This is a genomic window from Acetobacter sp. ESL1128 (genome assembly GCF_058505085.1).
The window spans coordinates 1,476,015-1,496,220 of sequence record NZ_CP196369.1; the positions used below are offsets into that span (position 1 = coordinate 1,476,015).

Annotated in this window: 18 protein-coding genes and 1 tRNA gene; 12 read left to right on the forward strand and 7 right to left on the reverse strand. The window is 55.9% G+C overall.

What is annotated here, in order from left to right:
* The first annotated feature begins 20 nt into the window (after positions 1 to 20).
* The 4 genes from ACSYTG_RS06810 (at position 21) to ACSYTG_RS06825 (ending at position 4,384) form a co-directional block, all read left to right on the forward strand.
* On the forward strand, positions 21 to 986 hold the full coding sequence (locus tag ACSYTG_RS06810; protein ID WP_086646004.1) for a thiamine pyrophosphate-dependent dehydrogenase E1 component subunit alpha: 966 nt from the start codon (positions 21 to 23) through the stop codon (positions 984 to 986).
* Between the two features lie 25 nt (positions 987 to 1,011).
* Positions 1,012 to 2,043: an alpha-ketoacid dehydrogenase subunit beta gene (locus ACSYTG_RS06815; RefSeq protein WP_086646003.1), complete on the forward strand. Its 1,032-nt coding sequence runs from the start codon at positions 1,012 to 1,014 to the stop codon at positions 2,041 to 2,043.
* Between the two features lie 3 nt (positions 2,044 to 2,046).
* Positions 2,047 to 3,168, forward strand: coding sequence for an acetoin dehydrogenase dihydrolipoyllysine-residue acetyltransferase subunit (locus tag ACSYTG_RS06820; RefSeq protein ID WP_095348814.1), 1,122 nt, complete (start codon positions 2,047 to 2,049; stop codon positions 3,166 to 3,168).
* 379 nt (positions 3,169 to 3,547) lie between these two features.
* Positions 3,548 to 4,384: a transporter gene (locus tag ACSYTG_RS06825; protein WP_415437547.1), complete on the forward strand. Its 837-nt coding sequence runs from the start codon at positions 3,548 to 3,550 to the stop codon at positions 4,382 to 4,384.
* A 30-nt stretch (positions 4,385 to 4,414) separates the two neighbouring features.
* On the opposite strand, the gene ACSYTG_RS06830 is transcribed toward ACSYTG_RS06825, so the two are convergent.
* Complete coding sequence (locus ACSYTG_RS06830; RefSeq protein WP_086646001.1) at positions 4,415 to 5,746, reverse strand: Nramp family divalent metal transporter; 1,332 nt, start codon at positions 5,744 to 5,746, stop codon at positions 4,415 to 4,417.
* Between the two features lie 279 nt (positions 5,747 to 6,025).
* On the opposite strand from ACSYTG_RS06830, the gene ACSYTG_RS06835 reads away from it, so the two are divergent.
* Positions 6,026 to 6,523 carry a peptide deformylase gene (locus ACSYTG_RS06835; protein WP_415423829.1) on the forward strand — a complete coding sequence of 166 codons (498 nt, stop codon included), beginning with the start codon at positions 6,026 to 6,028 and terminating at the stop codon, positions 6,521 to 6,523.
* 131 nt (positions 6,524 to 6,654) lie between these two features.
* Here ACSYTG_RS06835 and ACSYTG_RS06840 read toward each other — a convergent pair.
* A tRNA-Cys gene (locus tag ACSYTG_RS06840) sits at positions 6,655 to 6,728 on the reverse strand.
* A gap of 150 nt (positions 6,729 to 6,878) precedes the next feature.
* Between ACSYTG_RS06840 and ACSYTG_RS06845 the strand changes: the two genes are divergently transcribed.
* The 5 genes from ACSYTG_RS06845 (at position 6,879) to msrA (ending at position 13,246) form a co-directional block, all read left to right on the forward strand.
* Positions 6,879 to 7,592 (forward strand): protein-L-isoaspartate O-methyltransferase family protein, encoded by a 714-nt coding sequence (locus ACSYTG_RS06845; protein ID WP_491706404.1) that lies wholly within the window; start codon positions 6,879 to 6,881, stop codon positions 7,590 to 7,592.
* 125 nt (positions 7,593 to 7,717) lie between these two features.
* A complete protein-coding gene (locus tag ACSYTG_RS06850; protein WP_086645998.1) occupies positions 7,718 to 9,157 on the forward strand; it encodes a TolC family outer membrane protein in 1,440 nt (479 codons plus the stop codon).
* 30 nt (positions 9,158 to 9,187) lie between these two features.
* Positions 9,188 to 9,808 (forward strand): DUF2497 domain-containing protein, encoded by a 621-nt coding sequence (locus ACSYTG_RS06855; RefSeq protein WP_165924883.1) that lies wholly within the window; start codon positions 9,188 to 9,190, stop codon positions 9,806 to 9,808.
* A gap of 136 nt (positions 9,809 to 9,944) precedes the next feature.
* Positions 9,945 to 12,641 carry a valine--tRNA ligase gene (locus ACSYTG_RS06860; RefSeq protein ID WP_489784038.1) on the forward strand — a complete coding sequence of 899 codons (2,697 nt, stop codon included), beginning with the start codon at positions 9,945 to 9,947 and terminating at the stop codon, positions 12,639 to 12,641.
* Positions 12,642 to 12,703: 62 nt separating this feature from the next.
* Positions 12,704 to 13,246 (forward strand): peptide-methionine (S)-S-oxide reductase MsrA, encoded by a 543-nt coding sequence (gene msrA / locus ACSYTG_RS06865; RefSeq protein WP_489784039.1) that lies wholly within the window; start codon positions 12,704 to 12,706, stop codon positions 13,244 to 13,246.
* Here the strand turns inward: msrA and ACSYTG_RS06870 are convergent, their stop codons facing one another.
* Genes ACSYTG_RS06870 through ACSYTG_RS06890 form a run of 5 tightly spaced genes read right to left on the reverse strand, consistent with a single transcriptional unit; the run spans position 13,247 to position 18,894 of the window.
* Complete coding sequence (locus tag ACSYTG_RS06870; RefSeq protein ID WP_253527554.1) at positions 13,247 to 14,602, reverse strand: ABC transporter ATP-binding protein; 1,356 nt, start codon at positions 14,600 to 14,602, stop codon at positions 13,247 to 13,249. It abuts the gene before it with no gap.
* Positions 14,603 to 14,617: 15 nt separating this feature from the next.
* Positions 14,618 to 16,363: an ABC transporter permease subunit gene (locus tag ACSYTG_RS06875; protein ID WP_489784040.1), complete on the reverse strand. Its 1,746-nt coding sequence runs from the start codon at positions 16,361 to 16,363 to the stop codon at positions 14,618 to 14,620.
* Positions 16,360 to 16,839, reverse strand: a complete 480-nt coding sequence (dut, locus tag ACSYTG_RS06880) for a dUTP diphosphatase (RefSeq protein ID WP_086645992.1) — start codon at positions 16,837 to 16,839, stop codon at positions 16,360 to 16,362. The genes ACSYTG_RS06875 and dut overlap by 4 nt, the downstream gene beginning before the upstream one ends.
* Before the next feature lie 39 nt (positions 16,840 to 16,878).
* On the reverse strand, positions 16,879 to 18,105 hold the full coding sequence (gene coaBC / locus ACSYTG_RS06885; protein WP_489784041.1) for a bifunctional phosphopantothenoylcysteine decarboxylase/phosphopantothenate--cysteine ligase CoaBC: 1,227 nt from the start codon (positions 18,103 to 18,105) through the stop codon (positions 16,879 to 16,881).
* Positions 18,106 to 18,111: 6 nt separating this feature from the next.
* A complete protein-coding gene (locus ACSYTG_RS06890; RefSeq protein ID WP_086645990.1) occupies positions 18,112 to 18,894 on the reverse strand; it encodes a class I SAM-dependent methyltransferase in 783 nt (260 codons plus the stop codon).
* A gap of 29 nt (positions 18,895 to 18,923) precedes the next feature.
* On the opposite strand from ACSYTG_RS06890, the gene mutM reads away from it, so the two are divergent.
* A complete protein-coding gene (gene mutM, locus ACSYTG_RS06895) occupies positions 18,924 to 19,763 on the forward strand; it encodes a bifunctional DNA-formamidopyrimidine glycosylase/DNA-(apurinic or apyrimidinic site) lyase (RefSeq protein ID WP_489784042.1) in 840 nt (279 codons plus the stop codon).
* Between the two features lie 138 nt (positions 19,764 to 19,901).
* Positions 19,902 to 20,171, forward strand: coding sequence for a 30S ribosomal protein S20 (rpsT, locus tag ACSYTG_RS06900; protein WP_086645988.1), 270 nt, complete (start codon positions 19,902 to 19,904; stop codon positions 20,169 to 20,171).
* Positions 20,172 to 20,206 lie beyond the last annotated feature (35 nt).

Below are 20,206 nucleotides of genomic sequence, written 5' to 3' on the forward strand. Positions count from 1 at the left end.
AGTATTGCCCGGGGGCAGACATGCAGATTGCACACGATATTCTTCTGCGTTCCTACCGTTCCATGCGGACCATCCGCGATTTTGAGGAACGCCTTCATGTAGAGTTCGCAACCGGAGAAATTCCGGGATTTGTCCACCTGTATTGTGGTGAAGAGGCATCCGCCGTTGGTGTCTGCGCTCATCTGAGCGATACGGATACAATTGCCAGCACGCACCGCGGTCATGGCCACTGTATTGCCAAAGGTGTTGGCGTAGAGGGCATGATGGCCGAAATTTATGGGCGCAAAACCGGGGTATGCCACGGCAAAGGCGGGTCCATGCATATTGCGGACCTGTCTCTGGGCATGCTCGGTGCGAATGGCATTGTTGGGGGAGGGCCACCGCTGATCTGCGGTGCTGCCCTTTCGCACAAAGTGCTCAAGGATGGTGGCGTTGCTGTCGCGTTTTACGGTGATGGTGCTTCCAACGAGGGCACAACGCTGGAAAGCCTGAATCTGGCCATGGTCTGGCAGCTACCCGCCGTTTTTGTCTGCGAAGATAACGGCTATGGCGAGGCAACGGGAGCATCCTACGCCTGCGCAGGCACACAAAAAGCGCGCGCCGCAGGCTTTGGCATGCCGTATTTTGACTGCGACGGCACAGATTTTTTTGCCGTGCATGAAGCCGCCGGGCAGGCCATAGCCCATGCGCGCGCAGGCCACGGCCCGGTGATGCTGCATGTTCACCTGGCCCGCTGGTACGGCCATTTTGAAGGCGACGCCATGACCTACCGCGCCAATGGTGAGGTAGCCAGAGAAAGGGCCGAGCGTGACTGCCTGCAGAAGTTCCGCACGCATGTAACAGAGACCAGCCTGCTCGACCTGTCCGCACTGGATGACATTGATACCAGCGTGAAGGACGAAATCGAGGCCGCCGTAAAAGCCGCCAAAAACGCCCCATTGCCTGAACCTGCCGACCTGCAGGCAGACGTTTACGTTTCTTACTGAGCCACGCGCAATACGGAGTATTCTCATGTCCAAAAAAAGCTTCCGTCAGGCCATTAATGAAGCCTTGCGTCAGGAAATGCAGCGTGACCCACGCGTTATTCTCATGGGGGAAGACATTGCTGGCGGGCAGGGTGGTTCTGCTGGCGTGGTAGACGCATGGGGCGGCGTGCTGGGGGTTACCAAAGGGCTTTATACCGAATTTGGTGCCGAACGGGTGTTTGATACCCCCATTTCCGAGGCATCCTATATTGGAGCGGCCGTTGGGGCGGCCGCAACCGGCCTGCGCCCGGTGGCTGAACTGATGTTTGTGGACTTTGTAGGCTGCTGCCTCGACCAGATCATGAATCAGGCCGCCAAGTTCCGCTACATGTTTGGTGGTAAGGCCCGTACACCACTGGTTATCCGGGCCATGTATGGCGCGGGCTTTAATGCGGCTGCACAGCACAGTCAGGCGCTTTACCCGCTTTTCACCCATATTCCGGGGCTTAAGGTTGTTGTCCCCTCATCCCCTTACGAAGCAAAAGGGCTGCTGATCGAAGCTATAAGGGACGATGACCCCGTTATCTTCCTTGAAAACAAGGTCATGTACGATGATGAAGAGGAAGTGCCCGATGAGCCTTATTCCATCCCGTTCGGGGAAGCCAACCTGACACGGGAAGGAGATGATGTAACCATTGTTGCCTTTGGTCGTATGGTCAATTTTGCCAACGAAGCCGCCGACAGGCTGGAAAAAGACGGCATAAGCTGCACGGTTATAGACCCCCGCACCACATCCCCGCTGGACAGCGCCACCATACTGGAATGTGTGGAAGATACGGGGCGACTGGTCATTGTTGATGAATCAAGCCCGCGCTGCAACATGGCAACCGATGTGGCCGCACTGGTGGCAGAACAGGCGTTTGACGCACTCAAGGCCCCCATACGCCAGGTTGTGCCCCCGCACACGCCAGTCCCCTTCGCAACCGTGCTGGAAAAACTCTACCTCCCCGATGCGGCCCGCATTGAATCGGCGGTTCGCTCCGTCATGGCCTATAAAAAAGCAAAGCAGGATGCCTGAGCAATGACAGACCTTATCACCCCAATCACAATGCCCAAGTTTGGTCTGGCCATGACCGAGGGGAAAATTACAAGCTGGAACATTCCCTCCGGCGCGCAGGTAGAAGCCGGGCAGGAAATTGCAGACATAGAAACCACCAAAATCACCAATGGTTACGAAAGCCCGGCCTCTGGCACGCTGCGCCGCCAGATTGCAACGGAGGGAGAAACCCTGCCCGTAGGTGCTCTTTTGGGTGTTCTGGCCGAACCTGCCGTGAGCGATGCGGATATTGATGCATTCATTGCCAAGTTTCAGGCTGATTTTTCATCCGACAGTGCCGCTGACACGCAGGCTGATCACGCAGAACCCATTATGGTCAGCGTTGGGGATCTGACACTCCGTGTGCAGGAAGCCGGGCAGGGCGATGCTACGCCTGTCCTGTTCATCCACGGTTTTGGTGGGGACCTGGGCAACTGGATGCTCAACCAGAATGCTCTTTCCACCGACCGGCGTACCGTTTCTTTTGACCTCCCCGGCCACGGAGGGTCATCCAAAAATGTGGGAGATGGAACCCCCGCAGGCTTTGCGGCAACAACTGCGGCTTTGCTGGATAAGCTGGAAATAACGAGCGTTCATGTTGTTGGTCACTCGCTCGGAGGGGCTATTGCACTGGAGCTTGCCAAAACCTGCCCGCAAAAAGTGGCGTCCCTTTCCCTCATTGCTCCTGCGGGCTTGGGGCAGGGCATTAATATGGATTTTATTGAAGGATTTATCTCCGCAGATCGCCGCAAAACCCTTGAGCCTGTCCTGAATTATCTGGTGCATGACAAAACCCTGATTTCTCGCAAGATGGTTGAAGACATTATTCGCTTCAAACGTCTGGATGGAGCGCTTCAGGGCTTGCAGACAATTGCCAAAGCCTGCTTCCCCAATGGCAGGCAGGCGGAGGACCTTCGGCCTGTTCTGACCAGTTTTGCTGGGCCAGCCCAGATCATCTGGGGGGAGGCGGACGAGGTTATCTCACCCAATGATGCAAAAAACCTGCCGGATACCATACCCGTAACCCTGCTCCCCCAGACTGGCCATATGCCACAACTGGAAAAAGCAGCGGACGTAAATGCAGCACTCATAAAGCTAGCAAAGTAAGTCACAGCGTCTTTCCCCTTGCAGCTCCATTTTGCTGCAAGGGATTTTGGCCAGCCTTTTAAAACCCTGCCATAGCTTGTTTCTTACGACACGTGCTCTGAGCATTCTGTTCCGGGAATGAGACAGTTTTTATAGCTTGAGGACACAGCCACGTGAACTCATGCGTTTTTCAACTATATTATATCTGCTTATTTTATATATCTCTTTCAAAAGCCCAACCCCATGCAGCGTAACGGTTGGCGATCAGGATTGATTATTCAATAACCCCAACACGCTGCGCCTGTTTTTACAACGGCAGCCTCCTTGATGGAGATCCCTCATGCTGTTTGGCAAAAAGCCGAAACGGCTCCTGCTGACCTTAAGTCTGTGTGGCGCCAGCATGCCTTTATTAACACCCGGCCTCGCCTATGCGGCAGATATTACTCTGGGGATCATTGGTCCACATGAATATGACCTGCCTGTGGACTACAAGCCATTTAACGTATTGGTCCAGTATGGAAATGGGAATGCGTCGGGCAACACCTATAACAGCACCGGCCAGCGCGTACCTGCCCATGGAGGAAGCCACACATGGTCCGGGCTTACCAAATACGTGCATTTTCGCACATTTGATGCGCTCCCGCATGTTGGCTTTGCTTTTGAGGTCATCCAATCTGAAAACTATACTCTGGCAGGCGGCACAAATTACGGCGGGCTAGGGGGGACCATTGTAGGGCCTGCTGCGTGGTTTAAACCCAATGCACACAGCACTCTTGGTTTTCAGACATTCCTGCAAACACCTTCTGGTACGCGGGATACTTTGGCCACGGGGTACTGGGCCAATATATCGAGCATTATTTTTGATTATGAATGGAAGCATTTTAGCTTTGACGGCGATGTAGGCACTGTTGTTGGCTCAACAAAACATAAAACCGGCCAACACAGCTATTCGCCCGGCGTCGTTTTTTACAGCAATTTACGTTTTAGCTGGAAAGCAACAAAACTGATCGAGCCATACTTTGCCTTTGACTGGCAGAATGTTGGTGGAACCTATGACCAGAGCATTCATTCAGACCTGAGCAACTCCAACAGCCGGGAAATAGCCCCCGGGCTGGGCGTTATGTTCAATATCAGCCGGACAATCAGTTTCACCGCGCGTTACGCACATTCCATAGAAGGCCGCAACACGCCGGAAACAAACGCTTACTACGTAAAATTCCTCTACCTGTGGCCATAGTACAGAATACCAGCAGACTGGTTCCGGACATTACAGGGCGAGTGTGTCGTAAAGTAGTTTAAAGTTCAGGATAAGAATAACCCCGGCGACAAACCAGGAAAGAACCGCAAAGGGGCGGGAAATGGCAAAAGAGCCCATCATTTTGCGGTCTGAAACAAACAGAACCAGAGGAATGACCGCAAAAGGCAATTGCATGGACAGCACAACCTGACTGGCCATGAGCAACTGACCAACACTGGCGTTACCATACAACACAATGCCGACCATGACCGGAACAATTGCCAGCCCACGGGTTAAAAGCCGCCGCGCCCAGTGTGGCAGTCTGAGATGCAAAAACCCTTCCATCACAATCTGCCCGGCAAGCGTTCCCGTAATGGTCGAATTTGTGCCCGCAGCCAGCAGAGCCAGCGCAAACAGGGTAGAAGCAACCCCCAGCCCCAGAAGAGGGGAGAGCAGGTGGTAGGCATCCTGTATTTCCGCCACATCCTGATGCCCTGTTGTATGGAAGGCTGCGGCAGCGACAATCAAAATGGCGGCGTTAATAAACAGGGCCAGCATAAGTGCGATTGAACTATCCCATGTGGCCCAGCGTATGGCGTCCTTACGGCCACGTTCCGTCCGCTCATAGGCCCGGCTTTGTACTATGGAGGAATGTAGGTACAGGTTATGGGGCATAACGGTCGCCCCTATAATGCCAATGGCAATATAGAGCATTTCGCTATTCGTCAGGATTGAAAGCGAAGGCTTCATACCAGCCAGCACAGCCGCCAATGGAGGGGCCGCAGCTATAAGCTGCACGGCAAAACACAGGGCAATAATGCTTAAAAGCCCAATGATGAATGCCTCCAGATACCGAAACCCACGGTTCATAAGAAACAGCACCAGCAAGGCATCAAGGCTGGAAATTAACGCACCGCCAAGCAGGGGAATATGGAAGAGCAGCTGCAATGCAACCGCGGTGCCAATAACCTCCGCCAGATCACACGCAATAATAGCCAGCTCGCAGGCAACCCAGAGCAACGCATTAAGCGCGGGATGAAAACGCTGCCGACAAGCCTGAGCAAGATCAAGCCCTGTTGCAATACCCAGACGGGCAGAAAGAGCCTGCAATAAAATAGCCATAAAATTGGATAACAGGATAACAGACAGCAATACGTAGCCGAACCGCGCTCCCCCTTGCAGGTCCGTTGCCCAGTTGCCGGGGTCCATATACCCGACAGACACCATATACCCCGGCCCCACGTAGCTTAAAAAGCGCCGCATCCAATGGGTATCATCCCTCGGCACACGGATACTGGCGAAGGCCTCCGGCAGGGAATGCCGACTATCGGCATGATCGGGATGAAAGACAGGTGGCTGCATTATTTCTGGCACTCAGGCAATCCAGCTTGTGTGGCACAGGCGATGCCCTGCCCAGAGGCACAAGACCAGATTTCGGGAATAAGTACTTTATTGGTCCTCATTCCAGGACTGTGGCAACAGATCTGCCATTGGGCAAGCCCCCAACGCGTTCTTGAACACAACGGTTAACCTGTAAAATCCAGCCGGGCTGTGCCCCCATGGTTTATGGTGTGTATACTAACGCGCTACAGGTCACGCCCGACCGCAAGCGAACTGCTTTATTCTGTCAGAAGATACGCCATGACCGTACAGCCAGTTGTCCTTTTCCCCGATCAGCGTTTGCGTGAAGTTGCCGTGTCAGTCACCGCGTTTGACAGCACATTGCGCACCCTTGCAACGGACCTGCTGGACACACTCCGCGCTGTTCAGGGGCTAGGCATAACCGGCCCGCATATTGGCGTTGGCCAGCGCGTGGTTGTGCTTGATCTGCCAGATTGCGATGAACCGGAAACCTACATTAATCCAGAAATTATCTGGCTGTCCGAAGATACCGCCTTGAATGAAGAGGGCAGCATTTCCATGCCAGGTATATCCGCCACAGTTATGCGCCCGGCAAAGTTGAAGGTCCGGTATGCAGACCTGAATGGCCATATGCAGGAGAAGGAGGCAGATGGCCTTCGTAGTGTCTGCTTACAGCACGAGATTGACCAACTGGATGGCGTGTTCTGGCTGCAAAAGCTCTCCAGCCTCCGGCGTAACCGCCTTATGGCACGGTACAGAAAACTCCAGCAGCCATGAGCCGGATAGCAAGGGGCGACTAGCCAGCTACACCCGAGCACACATCTGCACCAAGATATTAGCCAGTGCTGGTATGCCCTTTGACGCAACGACTTGCGCTGGAAACACACATTTAACATTTCGAGGGGGAGTGGAGGTCCGGGCGGGAATCGAACCCACATACGCGGATTTGCAGTCCGCTACATCACCATTCTGCCACCGGACCAACGGTGTATGGTGGGAGCGTTATGTCCTTTTCTTTCAAATTGGTCAAGCCGTTGTGTTGTGCCAATTTTAAAACAGTATGTCAGACAGACTCCTGCCCATGGTCGGCGCGGGTCAACCGGGTAGATGGCCAATCAGGAGTGTACGCAGCATGAATGCCCATACGGCCACCGCCATGCTTCAAGGAGAACAGTCAATGGATGCAACCCTGTATGCCCAAGCACGCAACCTGATGGTGGACGACCAGTTGCGCCCATCCGAGATTACCGATTCGCGTATTCTGGAGATCATGCGCCACCTCCCGCGTGAGCACTGTGTTCGCCCCGACCTGCGCAATGCGGCTTATGCAGATACCAGCCTGCCCTTGGCGCAGGGCCGTGTTTTGTCACAGCCCCTCCTGACTGCCCGCCTTGTGCAAGCAGCAGAACCAGTAGCCGGGCAGCGTGCTCTGGTTGTGGGAGCCTCCACCGGTTACACCGCTGGCCTTTTTGCGCAGCTTGGCCTGCATGTGACCGCACTCGAATCCAATTCCGAACTGGCACAGATCGGGCAGGGATTCTGTCAGGCTCAAGCCCCGGACGTTGTCTGGCAGCAAGGCGCTCTGACCGAAGGGGCAGCAGACTCGGCACCGTATGACCTGATTTATTTTGATGGCTGCATTGCAACACTTCCTGACTTCTGTGACCGGCAGCTTTCCGCCAAAGGCCGCATTGTAGGTTTGCTACAAAGTGGGTCATCCCTCCCGGAAGCCTTTAGTGCGGTCAGGGAACCCGGATATTCCAAGCCATTCAGGCTGACATTCCTATTCGAAGCGCAAGCGCCACTCCTGCCCGGTATGGTGCCTGAACACGCGTTCTCCTTTTAAAAAAAGGCACAGAAGGGCGTCTCATTTTCAATCCGTCACAAACTATAAAATGGAATTTAATCTCGCATCATGGCAAGGAACAGTGCCGCAAACCTATTGCGGTAACTGCAAGCGGGAGCAGCCTCATGCGGCGTATTTGCGAAACCGGCCTGAGCCTGGCGGTCATACTGTGCGGCACAACCGCATGGGCGCAAAAATACGATGGAAGCGGCTCCCCCTCCTTTATCCCGCATACACTGCAGGAATCTCTGGCCGCCGCGTATCTGACCAACCCGACCCTGCAAGCGGCACGCGCCTCGCTCCGCGCCACGGACGAGAGTGTACCAACCGCCCTTGCAGGCTGGCACCCCACAGTAACCGGGCAGGTCGGCCTTTCTTACTATAACGGGATCAATGATTATCAGGGGGTCGGGCACCCCCGCACGCACCAGTCCCTCCGCCGTTACGATACACCGGGATATTCGGCGGGTGTTGCAATCAATCAGCCAATTTACACCGGGGGCAAAACCACAGCAGCTACGCATGAGGCCGTTAATCAGGTCATGGCCGCGCGTGCACATCTGATTTCGGTTGAACAGCAGGTCTTCAAACAGGTCGTCAGTGCCTATGTGGGCGTGATTGAAGACGAACAGCTCCTGCAACTGAACATTAACAATGAGCGGGTTTTGCAGCAGCAGCTACGCGCAACCAGTGAACGCTACAGGGTGGGGGAAATTACCCGGACCGATGTTGCTCAGGCGGAAGCCGCCTACGCATCCGCACAGGCCGCACGCCAGCAGGCTGAGGGCACATTGCAGACTGCTCAGGCAACCTACATGCAGGTTATTGGCATGGCACCGCCCCCTAATCTGGTGCCACCACAACCCTTGGTCCTGCCCGTTAAAAATGAGCAGACCGCCGCCGCACTGGCGGTCAGGAATAATCCCGATGTTATTCACGCACTTTTTACCGAGGCATCGCACAAGGATTCCGTGGGTGTTGCCATGGCTGCCATTCTCCCCAAAGTGTCCGCGACAATGGGGTATCAGCATCAGGTTAATCAGGCCCTGAACAACCAGATCAATGACAGTAAATACGCGGCTCTCAACTTCAATATCCCCATTTATCAGGGGGGATCGGAGTATGCGGCGGTCCGTCAGGCCAAGCAGCTTGCGCAAGAGGCACACCGGGAGGTGGACGTCCAGCGCCGCGCAGCGGCACAGGATGCGGTTTCCAACTGGCAGAAGCTGGTCACTTACCGGGCGTCCATCGCAAGCAATCGGGTTGCGATTAAAGCGGGTACCGTAGCACTGGGGGGTGTAGAGCGGCAGGCCATGGTTGGCACCAGCACAACCCTTTCCGTCCTGCAGCAGCAGGAGAGTCTGTTGCAGGCCCAGGTGGCCCTTGTGCAGAGCCTGAGCAACATGGTCCTGTCCTCTTACAACGTGGCAGCCGCCATTGGACGCCTGACGGCTGTTGATCTGAAGCTGAATGTTCCCCTTTATGATGACAAAGCATACTATAACGCGGTAAAGGATCGGTTATGGGGGTTGAACGATTACGCGCTCAACCAGCCGGGTCGATAATGTTAAGCCAGCAGTGGCAGGGATGTTTGTATGGTGTCGCCTCAGGACTCATCAGAAGAAACAGGTAAATCCGTAGCGGATACCCTGTCTTCCATTCGGCAGGTACTGCATGATGAGCACCTTTCGGCTACAGCAGAACATGCCCCGGAGCCGCAGGATGAACAGGACGACGATGTGCTTGTCCTCTCTCCATCCATGATGGACTCTGCGCAGCAGGGGGAAAAAGAGGCTCCCGCTGCCCCCACCCGTACCACGGATACAGCTCAGGCAGCCGGCAAGGCCGACCTTGTGCAACCGCGGGCCGTGGATCATGATGAAGTATTATCTGTAACGGATCTCAGGCAGATCGAACTTAACAAAAAGGCTGAACATACCATGTCTGGTCCACTGCCCATCCCTTTGAATGACGAAACGGTTTCCGATACCGCCAACTCATTTGCCGTGCTGCAGAAAAGCCTGCAGGAAAAATATCTTAGAGAACATGAGGAGAGAAAAGTGGCTGTCACGCATGAAGGGTCTCTGACGGTTGAAGACATCGTGCGCCAGGAAGTGCGCGTTTTCCTCAAAAAATGGCTTGATGCCCATCTGGCAAGCATTGTGCAGGCTGCTGTACGCAAGGAAGTTGAACGCCTGACGCAGCGCGGTCTGTAAGGTTTTCTTCCCCTCCACCGGCCTATGCCCCTATGGGGGCAGGCCAATGGAGGGGAATCCTGTGGTCTGTTAATTGCTTTGCAAAGGCGGGGGCTAGATGCCTTCCGCCTTTTTTACGTGGTGTGGTTGGATAAATATGCTGAACAAGACTTTTGAGCCTGCACAAACAGAAAACCGGCTGTACGAACTATGGGAAAGCAAGAAGGCTTTTTCTGCCCAGCCAGCAAGCGACAAAAAACCTTTTACCATCATGATCCCGCCACCCAACGTTACCGGCACCCTCCATATGGGCCATGCGTTGACCATGACCTTGCAGGATACCCTGATCCGCTGGAAACGCATGCAGGGGTTTGATACCCTTTGGCAGCCCGGCACGGACCACGCCGGCATTGCAACGCAAATGGTTGTCGAGCGCACACTGGCAGCCGAGGGCAAAACAACCCGGCAGGATATGGGCCGCGATGCCTTTATTGAGCGCGTGTGGCAGTGGAAGGAAGAATCCGGCGGGGGCATTACCCGCCAGCTGCGCCGCCTTGGTGCATCGCTCGACTGGCCGCGTGAGCGCTTTACCATGGATGAAGGCCTCTCCCGCGCAGTCAAGGAAGTCTTTGTTTCCCTCTACAAGGATGGTCTGATTTATCGGGACAGACGGCTGGTCAACTGGGACCCCGCATTCCGCTCCGCCATTTCTGATCTGGAGGTGGAAAGCAAGGATGTCGCGGGCAACCTATGGTACATCCGTTATCCGGTTGAAGGGCAGGGCGACGCAACCATTACTGTTGCCACCACTCGCCCCGAAACCATGCTGGGCGACACGGCCGTAGCTGTTCATCCCGAAGATGAACGTTACAAGAGCCTGATTGGCAAATTTGTTCGCCTGCCCCTGACAGGCCGCCTGATCCCGATTGTGGCGGACGAACATTCCGACCCGGAAAAAGGGACAGGTGCGGTCAAAATTACGCCTGCGCATGACTTTAATGACTTTGAAGTCGGCCGCAGGCACCAGCTCCCCATGCTCAGCATTCTGGACGAGCAGGCCCGCATTGTGCTGGACGAGATAGAAGAAGAACTCAGCGCGCAGGATGGTCTGGCCGACCCCGCCTTTGTTCGCTCACTTGCTGGCACCACGCGAGAAGAGGCACGCAAGATTATTGTCGCCAAGCTGGAAGAAACCGGCTGGCTGGAAAAAATTGAACCCCACCGCCATCAGGTTCCCCATGCGGAACGCGGGGGGGCTGTTATTGAGCCCCGCCTGACCACCCAGTGGTATTGCGATGCCGGCAAACTGGCGGGACCTGCCATTGAGGCCATTACCTCTGGCCGGGCCAGCTTTATTCCCAAACAGTGGGAAAATACCTTTTTTGCATGGATGCGTGACATCCAGCCATGGTGCATTTCCCGCCAGTTATGGTGGGGGCACCGCATCCCCGCATGGTATGGGCCGGACGGTCATGTGTTTGTTGCCCATGACGGTGAAGACGCGCAGCAACAGGCTCAGGCGCATTACGGCAAGGCAGAACCCCTGACACAGGACGAAGACGTACTGGATACGTGGTTTTCGTCTGCACTATGGCCGTTTTCAACGCTTGGCTGGCCGGACAAAACACCCGAACTCGACCGGTATTACCCAACGGATGTTCTGGTAACCGGCTTCGACATCATTTTCTTCTGGGTCGCCAGAATGATGATGATGGGTCAGCACTTCATGCACGATGTGCCCTTCCGCAACATCTTCATCCATGGTCTGGTGCGCGATGAGCACGGGCAGAAGATGTCCAAAAGCAAGGGCAACGGCATTGATCCGCTGGAGCTGATCGAGGATTACGGCGCAGACGCCATGCGCTTTACCATTTGCGCCCTGACCGGCATTGGGCGGGACGTCAAACTCGGCCGCAAACGGGTGGAAGACTATCGTTCCTTTATTACCAAGCTCTGGAATGCCGCCCGCTTTTGCGAAATGAATGGCGTACGAGCCCCCGTCAACTTTGACCCAACACAGGTCCAATCCCCTCTGGGCCGCTGGATTCTGGCCGAAGCCGCAACCGCCATTGCCGAAGCAACCCGTGCGCTGGATGCCTATCGTTTTGATGAATACGCACTGACCTGCTACCGCTTTGTCTGGAACCGCTTCTGTGACTGGTTCTTAGAATTTGCCAAGCCGGTCTTTAATTCCGCCAATGATCAGGAAGCAGCAGAAATCCGTGCCGTTGCAGGCCATGTGCTGGGCGTTATCCTGCGCCTGCTGCAGCCTGTTGTGCCATTTGTAACAGATACACTGTGGCATGAATTCGGCTTTGGTGAGGAAGGCAGCCTGATAGCCGCGCAATGGCCTGAACCCATTGCCCCCACCGGCGCAGACGAAGCCGTGGCAGAATGCGAGCAGATCATTCGCCTGATTACGGAAATCCGCACCGTTCGGGCGGAAATGAACGTTCCACCGTCACAGACGGCTCCTGTTCTTCTCAAGGATGCAGCACCACTAACGCTGGAACGCATTGGCCGGTGGCAGGAAGCCATTTGCCGCATGGCCCGCGTAACACAGACAAGCTCGCTCGCTGGGGATATTCCCAAAGGCTCCGCTCAGGCTGTTGTGGATGAAGCTACGGTCATTATCCCGCTGGAAGGGCTGATTGATCTGGCAGTTGAACGCGAGCGGCTGAAAAAAGAACTGTCCAAAGCGGAAGATGAAGTTGCCAAGACCGAGAAAAAGCTCGGGAACGAAAACTTTGTCAGCCGCGCCAAACCAGAAATCGTGCAGGAAATGCGCGATCGTCTGGAAAGCCAGCAGGGTGAATGTGTACGTCTTAAAGCGGCCCTGTCCCGCATAGCCTGAACAAACAGGCCCCACGAACCCAATATATGCGTGGGGCCACCTGACTGAAGGGGATCATACGCATGGCGGAAATAGCAGTGCTGGGGGGAGGTTGCTTCTGGTGCCTGGAAGCCGTTTATCGCCAGATGCGTGGCATAACCTCAGTTGTTCCCGGTTATGCGGGAGGCACGGTTTTACACCCCACATACCAGCAGGTCTGCTCCGGACAAACGGGGCATGCCGAGGTTGTACAGTTGGAGTGGGACCATGCCGTACTGAATTACCGCCAGATACTGGACTGCTTTTTTACACTCCATGACCCCACAACCCTGAACAGACAGGGGCACGATGTTGGAAGCCAGTATCGGTCTGTCATTTTTTACACCTCCCCACAGCAGCGTGACATTGCTCAGGAAACCATAAGCAGCATCACAAATAGCAATTTATGGGGGGCAAAACCTGTGACCGAAGTGTTGCCACTGGATACATTCTGGCCAGCCGAACCCGAACATCATGATTACTATGCCAAGCACCCGTATGCCGGGTACTGTCAGGCTGTTATTGCGCCCAAAGTCACCAAAGCCCGGCAGGCTCTGGGGGACATGATGTTACAAGCAGGGGAATAACTACTCGCGACTGTCATCTGGCAGAAAAAAACGGTCGCTCTCTTCATCATAGTCAAACAGTTCTGCAAAACGGGTCCAGCCGATAATGGTCTGGAGTGTCTGCCGCGCATAATCGGGGGACATGCAGGCTTCCAGTTCGTCACGGAAGCGCTCGGCTTTAACGCTATGCGTCGGCCGTTCATCCAGCAGGGCACAAATCATTTTAACCAGCGGCACATGGTGCCTGAGCGCATGGCCCATAATGGCTTTGCGCTCATCCAGATCACTCAATACAAAATGAACGCCCTCGTTGGTCAGCAGGATGTCTCCATCCTCCAGTTCGGCCAAAGCCAGCAGTTCGAGAGATTCCCCAAGCGGGAACAGGTCATCCAGTTCAAGCTGTAATTTTTCTGCCAGAACCGGCAGATCTGCTCGCCCGTTCAGGGGGGGGGCAGCCAGAGCCTCCATCATGCCGATCATCATGGTAATGGACACAGGCACCAAAGCCCGGAACCCCGGCACCACGGAAGATGCCGCCGAGGAGCGGTGCATCAGATCTGCTTCCGAGATAATTGGCGCGCGCTGCGTCATCAGTGCATAAATATGATCGACCAGCTGGCGGAAGGCCGCATCCTCCCGGTTCCGCGGGTGAGGGAAGGGGACAGGCAACACATGGGCAATACGGCCGGGATTGGAAGATGAAATCACAATCCGGTCACACATCAACACGGCTTCTTCAATGTTGTGTGTCACAATCAGCATGCTCTGCACGGGCAGTTTGTTGTCTGACCAAAGCTCGACCAGATCGGTCCGCAGGTTTTCCGCGGTCAGAACATCCAGTGCGGAGAACGGTTCATCCATCAGCAGCAGGGCCGGATTAACCACAAGTGCCCGGGCAAGCCCCACACGTTGCTGCATGCCCCCAGAAAGTTCCTTGGGCCATGCATTTTCGTACCCACCAAGGCCGATCAGGTCGATTGCACTTTCCACCAACGGATCACGCTCGGCAGCGGGCACACCCTTTGCATCCAGGCCAAGAGCCACATTTTCTTCAATGGTCATCCACGGGAAAAGCGCAAAGGACTGAAAAACTATGGCAACATCGGGTGTTGGCCCTTTAAGAGGCTCCCCCTTCCACAGCACCTCCCCCGAGGTAGGGGGGAGCAGCCCGGCAATAATCCGCAACAATGTGGATTTACCCGACCCGGAACGCCCCAGCAGCCCAACAATTTCACCCGCATGGATCGTCAGGTTCACATCATCAAGCACCTGCACATCCGCAGTGCTATCCTTATGATAGAACTGCCGGACGTTGCGCAGCTCCGCCAGAACTGTCTGTTGCGGCGGAGTACGCCCAGGTTGAGAGGGAAAGACCATTTCAGGTTAATCCGTTCAATTCAGTTTCAGACGGCGAGAAACATAGTCAGACAATGGGCGCCATAAAAAAGCGTTCAAGGCCATCATAAACAGGCACATGGCAACCGCGCCAAGGGCTACGGCACTTACATCCCCCCGGGCAGCGGCCATGGCCATAAAGCTGCCAAGACCGTGCACACTCAGCGTGGTCTGCCCCCACTGGAGCCATTCCACAGCAATGGCGGCATTCCATGCGCTGCTGGTTGCCGCCACAAGACCCGCCAGATAGTACGGTAAAATCCCGGGCAACAGTACCTTGCGCCACCACAGGCTACCCGTAACATTCAGGTTACGGGCCGCTTCCAGCAGGTCAGACGGGTAAGCACTCGCACCAGCCAGAACACCCAGCGCAATATACCACTGTGCCCCCAGCACAATCAGCGGGGATAGCCAGAACGTGGGCACAAACGGACAAGCCACCAAACCAGCCGCCCATAATGGAAACAGCAGGTTGGCAGGAAAAACAGTGCAATACTGAATAAGCCGCTGCATCCGCCCGGCATAAGGTGATTTAAGCCCCAGCCAGACACCAAGAGGGATCCAGATCAGGGATACCAGCCCCACCATAACAAAAACACGCAGTCCGGTTATGCCGCCACACAGGATAACAGAAAAAAGAACAGGTAGACCACAGGCTGCATACAGCAAGGGCCACGCCGTAACAGCAGCAAACAGCGCGACCACAACGGCTAAAGCCGCCACAAGCCAGCCACCCCACTGTGTGTTTCCGTCAACCGTATGTTCCTGCACATAACGCGCACCTATAGGCAGGCGGCTGAACCTGCGCGCGGCATTGACACAGAACAGCACACACAGACGAAACAGGTGCGTACGCCGCAAAAGTTTAAGAAACCAAGGTTCCGCGAGGTGCGGCTCCCCAACCTTGCCAGATTGAAAGCGCACCGCCCAAGCCGACAGCGGGCGGAACAGAATCTGGTCAAAAACAACAATAATCACCAGCATGCACGCAAGCGCTGCCAGCAAAGCTCCCACATTGCGCTCGCACGCCGCCTGCCGGACATAAGAGCCGATCCCTGCAAAAAGCCAGTTATGGCCATCCAGCACTACACTCTCGGCATATAATGCAGCAAACCAGCTCCCCCCCATGGACAACATGGTTTTGCGCACCAGCGCAGGGATGGCAAAAGGCACTTCCAGCTGCCAGAACTTCTGCCACGATGTCAGCCCGAAGCAGCAGACCACATCTTCCAGTTCAGCTGGAACGCCATAAAACCGCTGGCAGAGAACCTGCACCATGCCCCAGAACTGGCTGCACCAGATGGTCATGATCACCACAACCTCAGCCCCCACAGCCTGTGTTGGCATGTGGCTTTGCACAAAGGGCAGAACAAGCAGCGGAATAGCCAGAACAGGAAAAGCCTGCCCAACATCCAGCAATGGCAGCAGGCATTTCGCAGCCCAGCGACTGCGGAAGATAAGCGCTACGCACAGCAAAGCTGAAACAAGGGACAAGCCCAGCCCAAGCAGCATGCGGCCTATGGTCTGCACCGCGTAGTCAGGCAGGTACACAAGCCCTAGCGGCAAGGCTTCCACAGCACCAGACAACACGGTGAGATTGGACGGAAGATACGCAACACATAACAGGATAACAGAAAAAACAAGAAACCCGGCAAGCCAGCTCCCATGCCTTTTGCCGCAGGATGCGGGCAGGGAGGAACATAACTCAGGAGAAAATGGAAATTCCTGCTGCCGGTCGCTCATGACGCTCCCGTTCCCGTACTGCCAAACCCTCCCGCCCCGCGCTCGGTTTCATCCAGATTGTCGCATTCAATCCAGGTTGCACGGATAACGGGCGCAATCACAGCCTGCGCAATACGCATGCCGGGCTCTACAACAAACGCTTCCTGCCCTGCGTTCATGACAATCACGCCGATCTCGCCACGATAATCTTCGTCAATGGTTCCCGGCGCGTTTGGCAGGACAATTCCATGTTTAAGGGCCAGCCCGGAGCGCGGGCGCACCTGTAGTTCATACCCGGCGGGGAGGGCGATGCTCAACCCGGTTGGGACAAGCCCCCTCTGCCCGGGTTCAAGCCGCAGAGGAGCATCAAGAGCAGCCAGAAGGTCCATGCCCGCAGCCCCCTGCGTGGCATATGCTGGCAGGGGAAGGTCCAGTCCATGAGAAAGTCGCCGAACCTTTATACCTACGGTACCGGACGTTTTTTCAGAGACGGACATGCACTACTCCTTGGATTTGAACCAGATATTGTAACAAGGTTATTCAGAAAGCCAGTCCGTTATACGCGCGGCAAGCTGTTTTGCCACGTCTGCCTTGCTCATTCTGGGCCAGTGTTCAACGTTACTGGCGGTTATCAGCACAACTTCGTTATTCACCCCACCCATATTGCCGGTCTGGGGGCTTACGTCATTCGCTACAATCCAGTCGCACTGCTTGCGCTGGCGCTTGGCAGTAGCGTGCGCGATGACATTTTCCGTCTCAGCCGCAAACCCCACCACCAGCCGGGGGCGGCCCGCACCCGGAGCAGAAAGTTCGGCCAGAATATCGGGGTTGGGCACAAGTTTTATGGCAGGGGCCGTATCGGAGCCGCCGGTCTTTTTTATTTTCTGCCCGGCTTCGTGCTCAGGCCGCCAGTCGGCCACCGCGGCAGTGCATACTGCCACATCAAACGGGCCGCTCCCCATAACCAGAGCCTGCATTTCCCGCGCGGTTTCGCACGCCAGATACGTCACCCCGGCAGGAGCGGGAAGGGATACAGGGCCACTCACCAGAGTAACGCTTGCTCCCATGTCAGCCAGAGCCGAGGCAAGGGCAAAACCCTGCTGGCCGGACGACCTGTTGGCAAGGTAACGCACAGGGTCCAGTGGCTCATGCGTTGGCCCCGCCGTAACCATAATACGGCACCCCGCCAGCGGCCCTGCCTGGCATTGCTGCTGGCGAAAAAAAGCCAGAACTGCATCTTTAATTTCAACAGGCTCAGGCATACGCCCCGGCCCAAACTCGCCACAGGCCATGGGGCCACTGGCAGGCGGCAGGATGCGCACACCCCGCTCGGCCAGCAATGCCACATTGGCCTGTGTTGCGGGGTGCTCCCACATGCGCACGTTCATGGCAGGCACGGCCATAACTGGGGCATCTGTTGCTAGGAGCAACGCCCCGGCAAGGTCATCTGCCAGACCACTGGCCATGCGCGCCAGCAAATTAGCCGATGCCGGGCAGACAAGCACCAGATCCGCCGAGCGTGAAAGGGCGATATGCCCCATTTCCTGCTCAGCAATCAGGGAGAACAGGTCCGTGTGCACCGGCTGCCCGCTTAGGGCCTGTAACGTGAGAGGCGTTACAAACTGGCTCCCCCCTTCGGTCAGCACGCACCGGACCTGCATGCCTTCAGCCTGTAGCAAACGCAGCAGTTCCGGAGCTTTGAAGGCGGCAATACTACCGCCAACAATCAGCAGAACCGAGCGTGCAGGGGAGGAAGCAGACATGCCGGATCAGATACGCCAGCCGGAATGGATAGCCGCAATCCCACCAGACAGGGACTGATAACGCACATGGGACAGACCAGCCTCACGGAACATGTCCGCCAGTGTTTCCTGATCCGGGAACATGCGTATGCTTTCCGCCAGATACTGGTAGCTTTCGCGGTCCTTGGCGACCATCCCGCCCATGGCAGGCAACACCTTGAAGGACCACGCATCGTAAATGGGAGCCAGCGCGGCAACCTGCACACGCGAGAACTCCAGGCACAAAAAGCGCCCACCGGGTTTGAGCACGCGGCGCGCCTCGCGGATCACGGCCAGCTTGTCCGTGCAGTTACGCAAACCGAAGGCAATGGAAACGCGATCCACAGACATATCGCGCACAGGAATAGCCTCGGCATCCACAACGCAGAAGGAAAGATCGGACACCAGACCACGGTTGAGAGCCCGATCACGCCCGACAGAGAGCATGCTGCGGTTGATGTCGGTCATAACAACAGGGCCGCCACCGGCCTTGAGCCAGCCGAACGAAATATCGCCCGTACCACCGGCGAGGTCGAGCAGTGTCAGGCCGGGCTGAGGGCCGAGTTCCGTTACGAATATGCGCTTCCATATTCGGTGGATACCCAGCGACATGATGTCGTTCATCACGTCGTATTGTCCGGCCACGCTGTCGAACACGCCGCGGACGAGGTTTTTCTTTTCTTCCTTCCTGACGGAGCGGAAGCCAAAATCCGTTTCTTCCACAGTTACGTCAGAAGGAGCGGGGGAGGGCGCAAAAGAGTTGTCGGTCATGGGTTTCCTCTATACCCTGCTTTATAGCCATGCCGGAACTCCCCGAAGTAGAAACCGTGATGCGCGGCATGCAGATAGCCCTGCAAGATCGCGTTATTGAACAGACCATTATCCGTCGCCATGACCTGAGATGGCGGATTCCTGCCGATTTTTCACAGCAGGTTACGAGGTCCACAATCCTGAGCTTTTATCGGCGGGGTAAATATATTCTTATCCGCCTGTCCTGTGGCCAGTCGATTGTGCTGCATCTGGGCATGTCAGGGCGGGTGCAACTCGATTCTCCCAAAACACCCCAACCACACGAACATGTGGTTTTTATAACCGATGACGGCAAACGCTGCGGATACATAGACCCGCGCCGTTTTGGCATGCTGGACCTTGTTCCCACCCACGAAGAAGACACCTACCGTGCTTTTGTAAAAATGGGGCCCGAACCATTGGGCAACCAGTTCAGCCCACAAACCCTGCTGGACGCGGGCAAGGGGCGACGCACCGCCATAAAGCCCTTCCTGCTTGACCAACATGTGGTGGCCGGGCTGGGCAATATTTATGTGTGCGAGGCTCTTTACCGTGCAGGCATCGCACCAACCATGCCGGCCTGCGACCTCAAACCCAAAGCAGCGGGGGCACTGGTCCGCGCTATTCGTGCCGTTCTACAGGATGCCATCGCCGCAGGTGGGTCCAGCCTGAAGGACTACGTGCGCCCAGAGGGCGGGCTAGGCTACTTCCAGCACGCATGGCAGGTTTACGGCAAAAAGAACCAGCCGTGCCCCAAGTGCCCAGGCACTCCCAAATGCGCCGGTGTGCAGCATATGACACAAGCCGGTCGCACGACGTTTTTCTGCCCGCAACATCAGAAAAACGGGTAAAATTCGAGCGTTTGGACCGGAACATGCTTGACTGAAAGCGCATGCGTGCATTACAGCACCGCTTACTCTTTGTGCTGATGGGCCATTGCGGCGCGTTGGCACCTTACTTTTTCTTAGTGCTGGACAGAATAGAAACCCATGGCGAATATCGCTTCGGCGCGTAAGCGCATCCGGCAGACCGCGAAGCGGACTGCCCGTAACACGGCCCGCAAATCCCGCATGCGCACTTTCATCAAGAAAGTGGAAACCGCGATTGAATCCGGGGATCAGGCAGCCGCTCGTGAAGCCCTGCGCGTTGCACAGCCGGAAATCCAGCGTGCAGCCAGCAAAGGCGTTGCACACCACAACACGGTTGCCCGCAAGATTTCCCGCCTGTCTGCCCGTATCAAGGCGCTGGCAGCAGCATAATCAAGCGATCGGGCGCTCTGTAAGGAGCGCCTATG

What these genes read in the sequence shown, in the direction of transcription:
- ACSYTG_RS06810 (WP_086646004.1), top strand. Translation starts at nt 21, where the DNA reads ATGCAGATTGCACACGATATTCTTCTGCGTTCCTACCGTTCCATGCGG.
- ACSYTG_RS06815 (WP_086646003.1), top strand. Translation starts at nt 1,012, where the DNA reads ATGTCCAAAAAAAGCTTCCGTCAGGCCATTAATGAAGCCTTGCGTCAG.
- ACSYTG_RS06820 (WP_095348814.1), top strand. Translation starts at nt 2,047, where the DNA reads ATGACAGACCTTATCACCCCAATCACAATGCCCAAGTTTGGTCTGGCC.
- ACSYTG_RS06825 (WP_415437547.1), top strand. Translation starts at nt 3,548, where the DNA reads ATGCCTTTATTAACACCCGGCCTCGCCTATGCGGCAGATATTACTCTG.
- ACSYTG_RS06830 (WP_086646001.1), bottom strand. Translation starts at nt 5,746, where the DNA reads ATGCAGCCACCTGTCTTTCATCCCGATCATGCCGATAGTCGGCATTCC.
- ACSYTG_RS06835 (WP_415423829.1), top strand. Translation starts at nt 6,026, where the DNA reads ATGACCGTACAGCCAGTTGTCCTTTTCCCCGATCAGCGTTTGCGTGAA.
- ACSYTG_RS06845 (WP_491706404.1), top strand. Translation starts at nt 6,879, where the DNA reads ATGAATGCCCATACGGCCACCGCCATGCTTCAAGGAGAACAGTCAATG.
- ACSYTG_RS06850 (WP_086645998.1), top strand. Translation starts at nt 7,718, where the DNA reads ATGCGGCGTATTTGCGAAACCGGCCTGAGCCTGGCGGTCATACTGTGC.
- ACSYTG_RS06855 (WP_165924883.1), top strand. Translation starts at nt 9,188, where the DNA reads ATGGTGTCGCCTCAGGACTCATCAGAAGAAACAGGTAAATCCGTAGCG.
- ACSYTG_RS06860 (WP_489784038.1), top strand. Translation starts at nt 9,945, where the DNA reads ATGCTGAACAAGACTTTTGAGCCTGCACAAACAGAAAACCGGCTGTAC.
- msrA (WP_489784039.1), top strand. Translation starts at nt 12,704, where the DNA reads ATGGCGGAAATAGCAGTGCTGGGGGGAGGTTGCTTCTGGTGCCTGGAA.
- ACSYTG_RS06870 (WP_253527554.1), bottom strand. Translation starts at nt 14,602, where the DNA reads ATGGTCTTTCCCTCTCAACCTGGGCGTACTCCGCCGCAACAGACAGTT.
- ACSYTG_RS06875 (WP_489784040.1), bottom strand. Translation starts at nt 16,363, where the DNA reads ATGAGCGACCGGCAGCAGGAATTTCCATTTTCTCCTGAGTTATGTTCC.
- dut (WP_086645992.1), bottom strand. Translation starts at nt 16,839, where the DNA reads ATGTCCGTCTCTGAAAAAACGTCCGGTACCGTAGGTATAAAGGTTCGG.
- coaBC (WP_489784041.1), bottom strand. Translation starts at nt 18,105, where the DNA reads ATGTCTGCTTCCTCCCCTGCACGCTCGGTTCTGCTGATTGTTGGCGGT.
- ACSYTG_RS06890 (WP_086645990.1), bottom strand. Translation starts at nt 18,894, where the DNA reads ATGACCGACAACTCTTTTGCGCCCTCCCCCGCTCCTTCTGACGTAACT.
- mutM (WP_489784042.1), top strand. Translation starts at nt 18,924, where the DNA reads ATGCCGGAACTCCCCGAAGTAGAAACCGTGATGCGCGGCATGCAGATA.
- rpsT (WP_086645988.1), top strand. Translation starts at nt 19,902, where the DNA reads ATGGCGAATATCGCTTCGGCGCGTAAGCGCATCCGGCAGACCGCGAAG.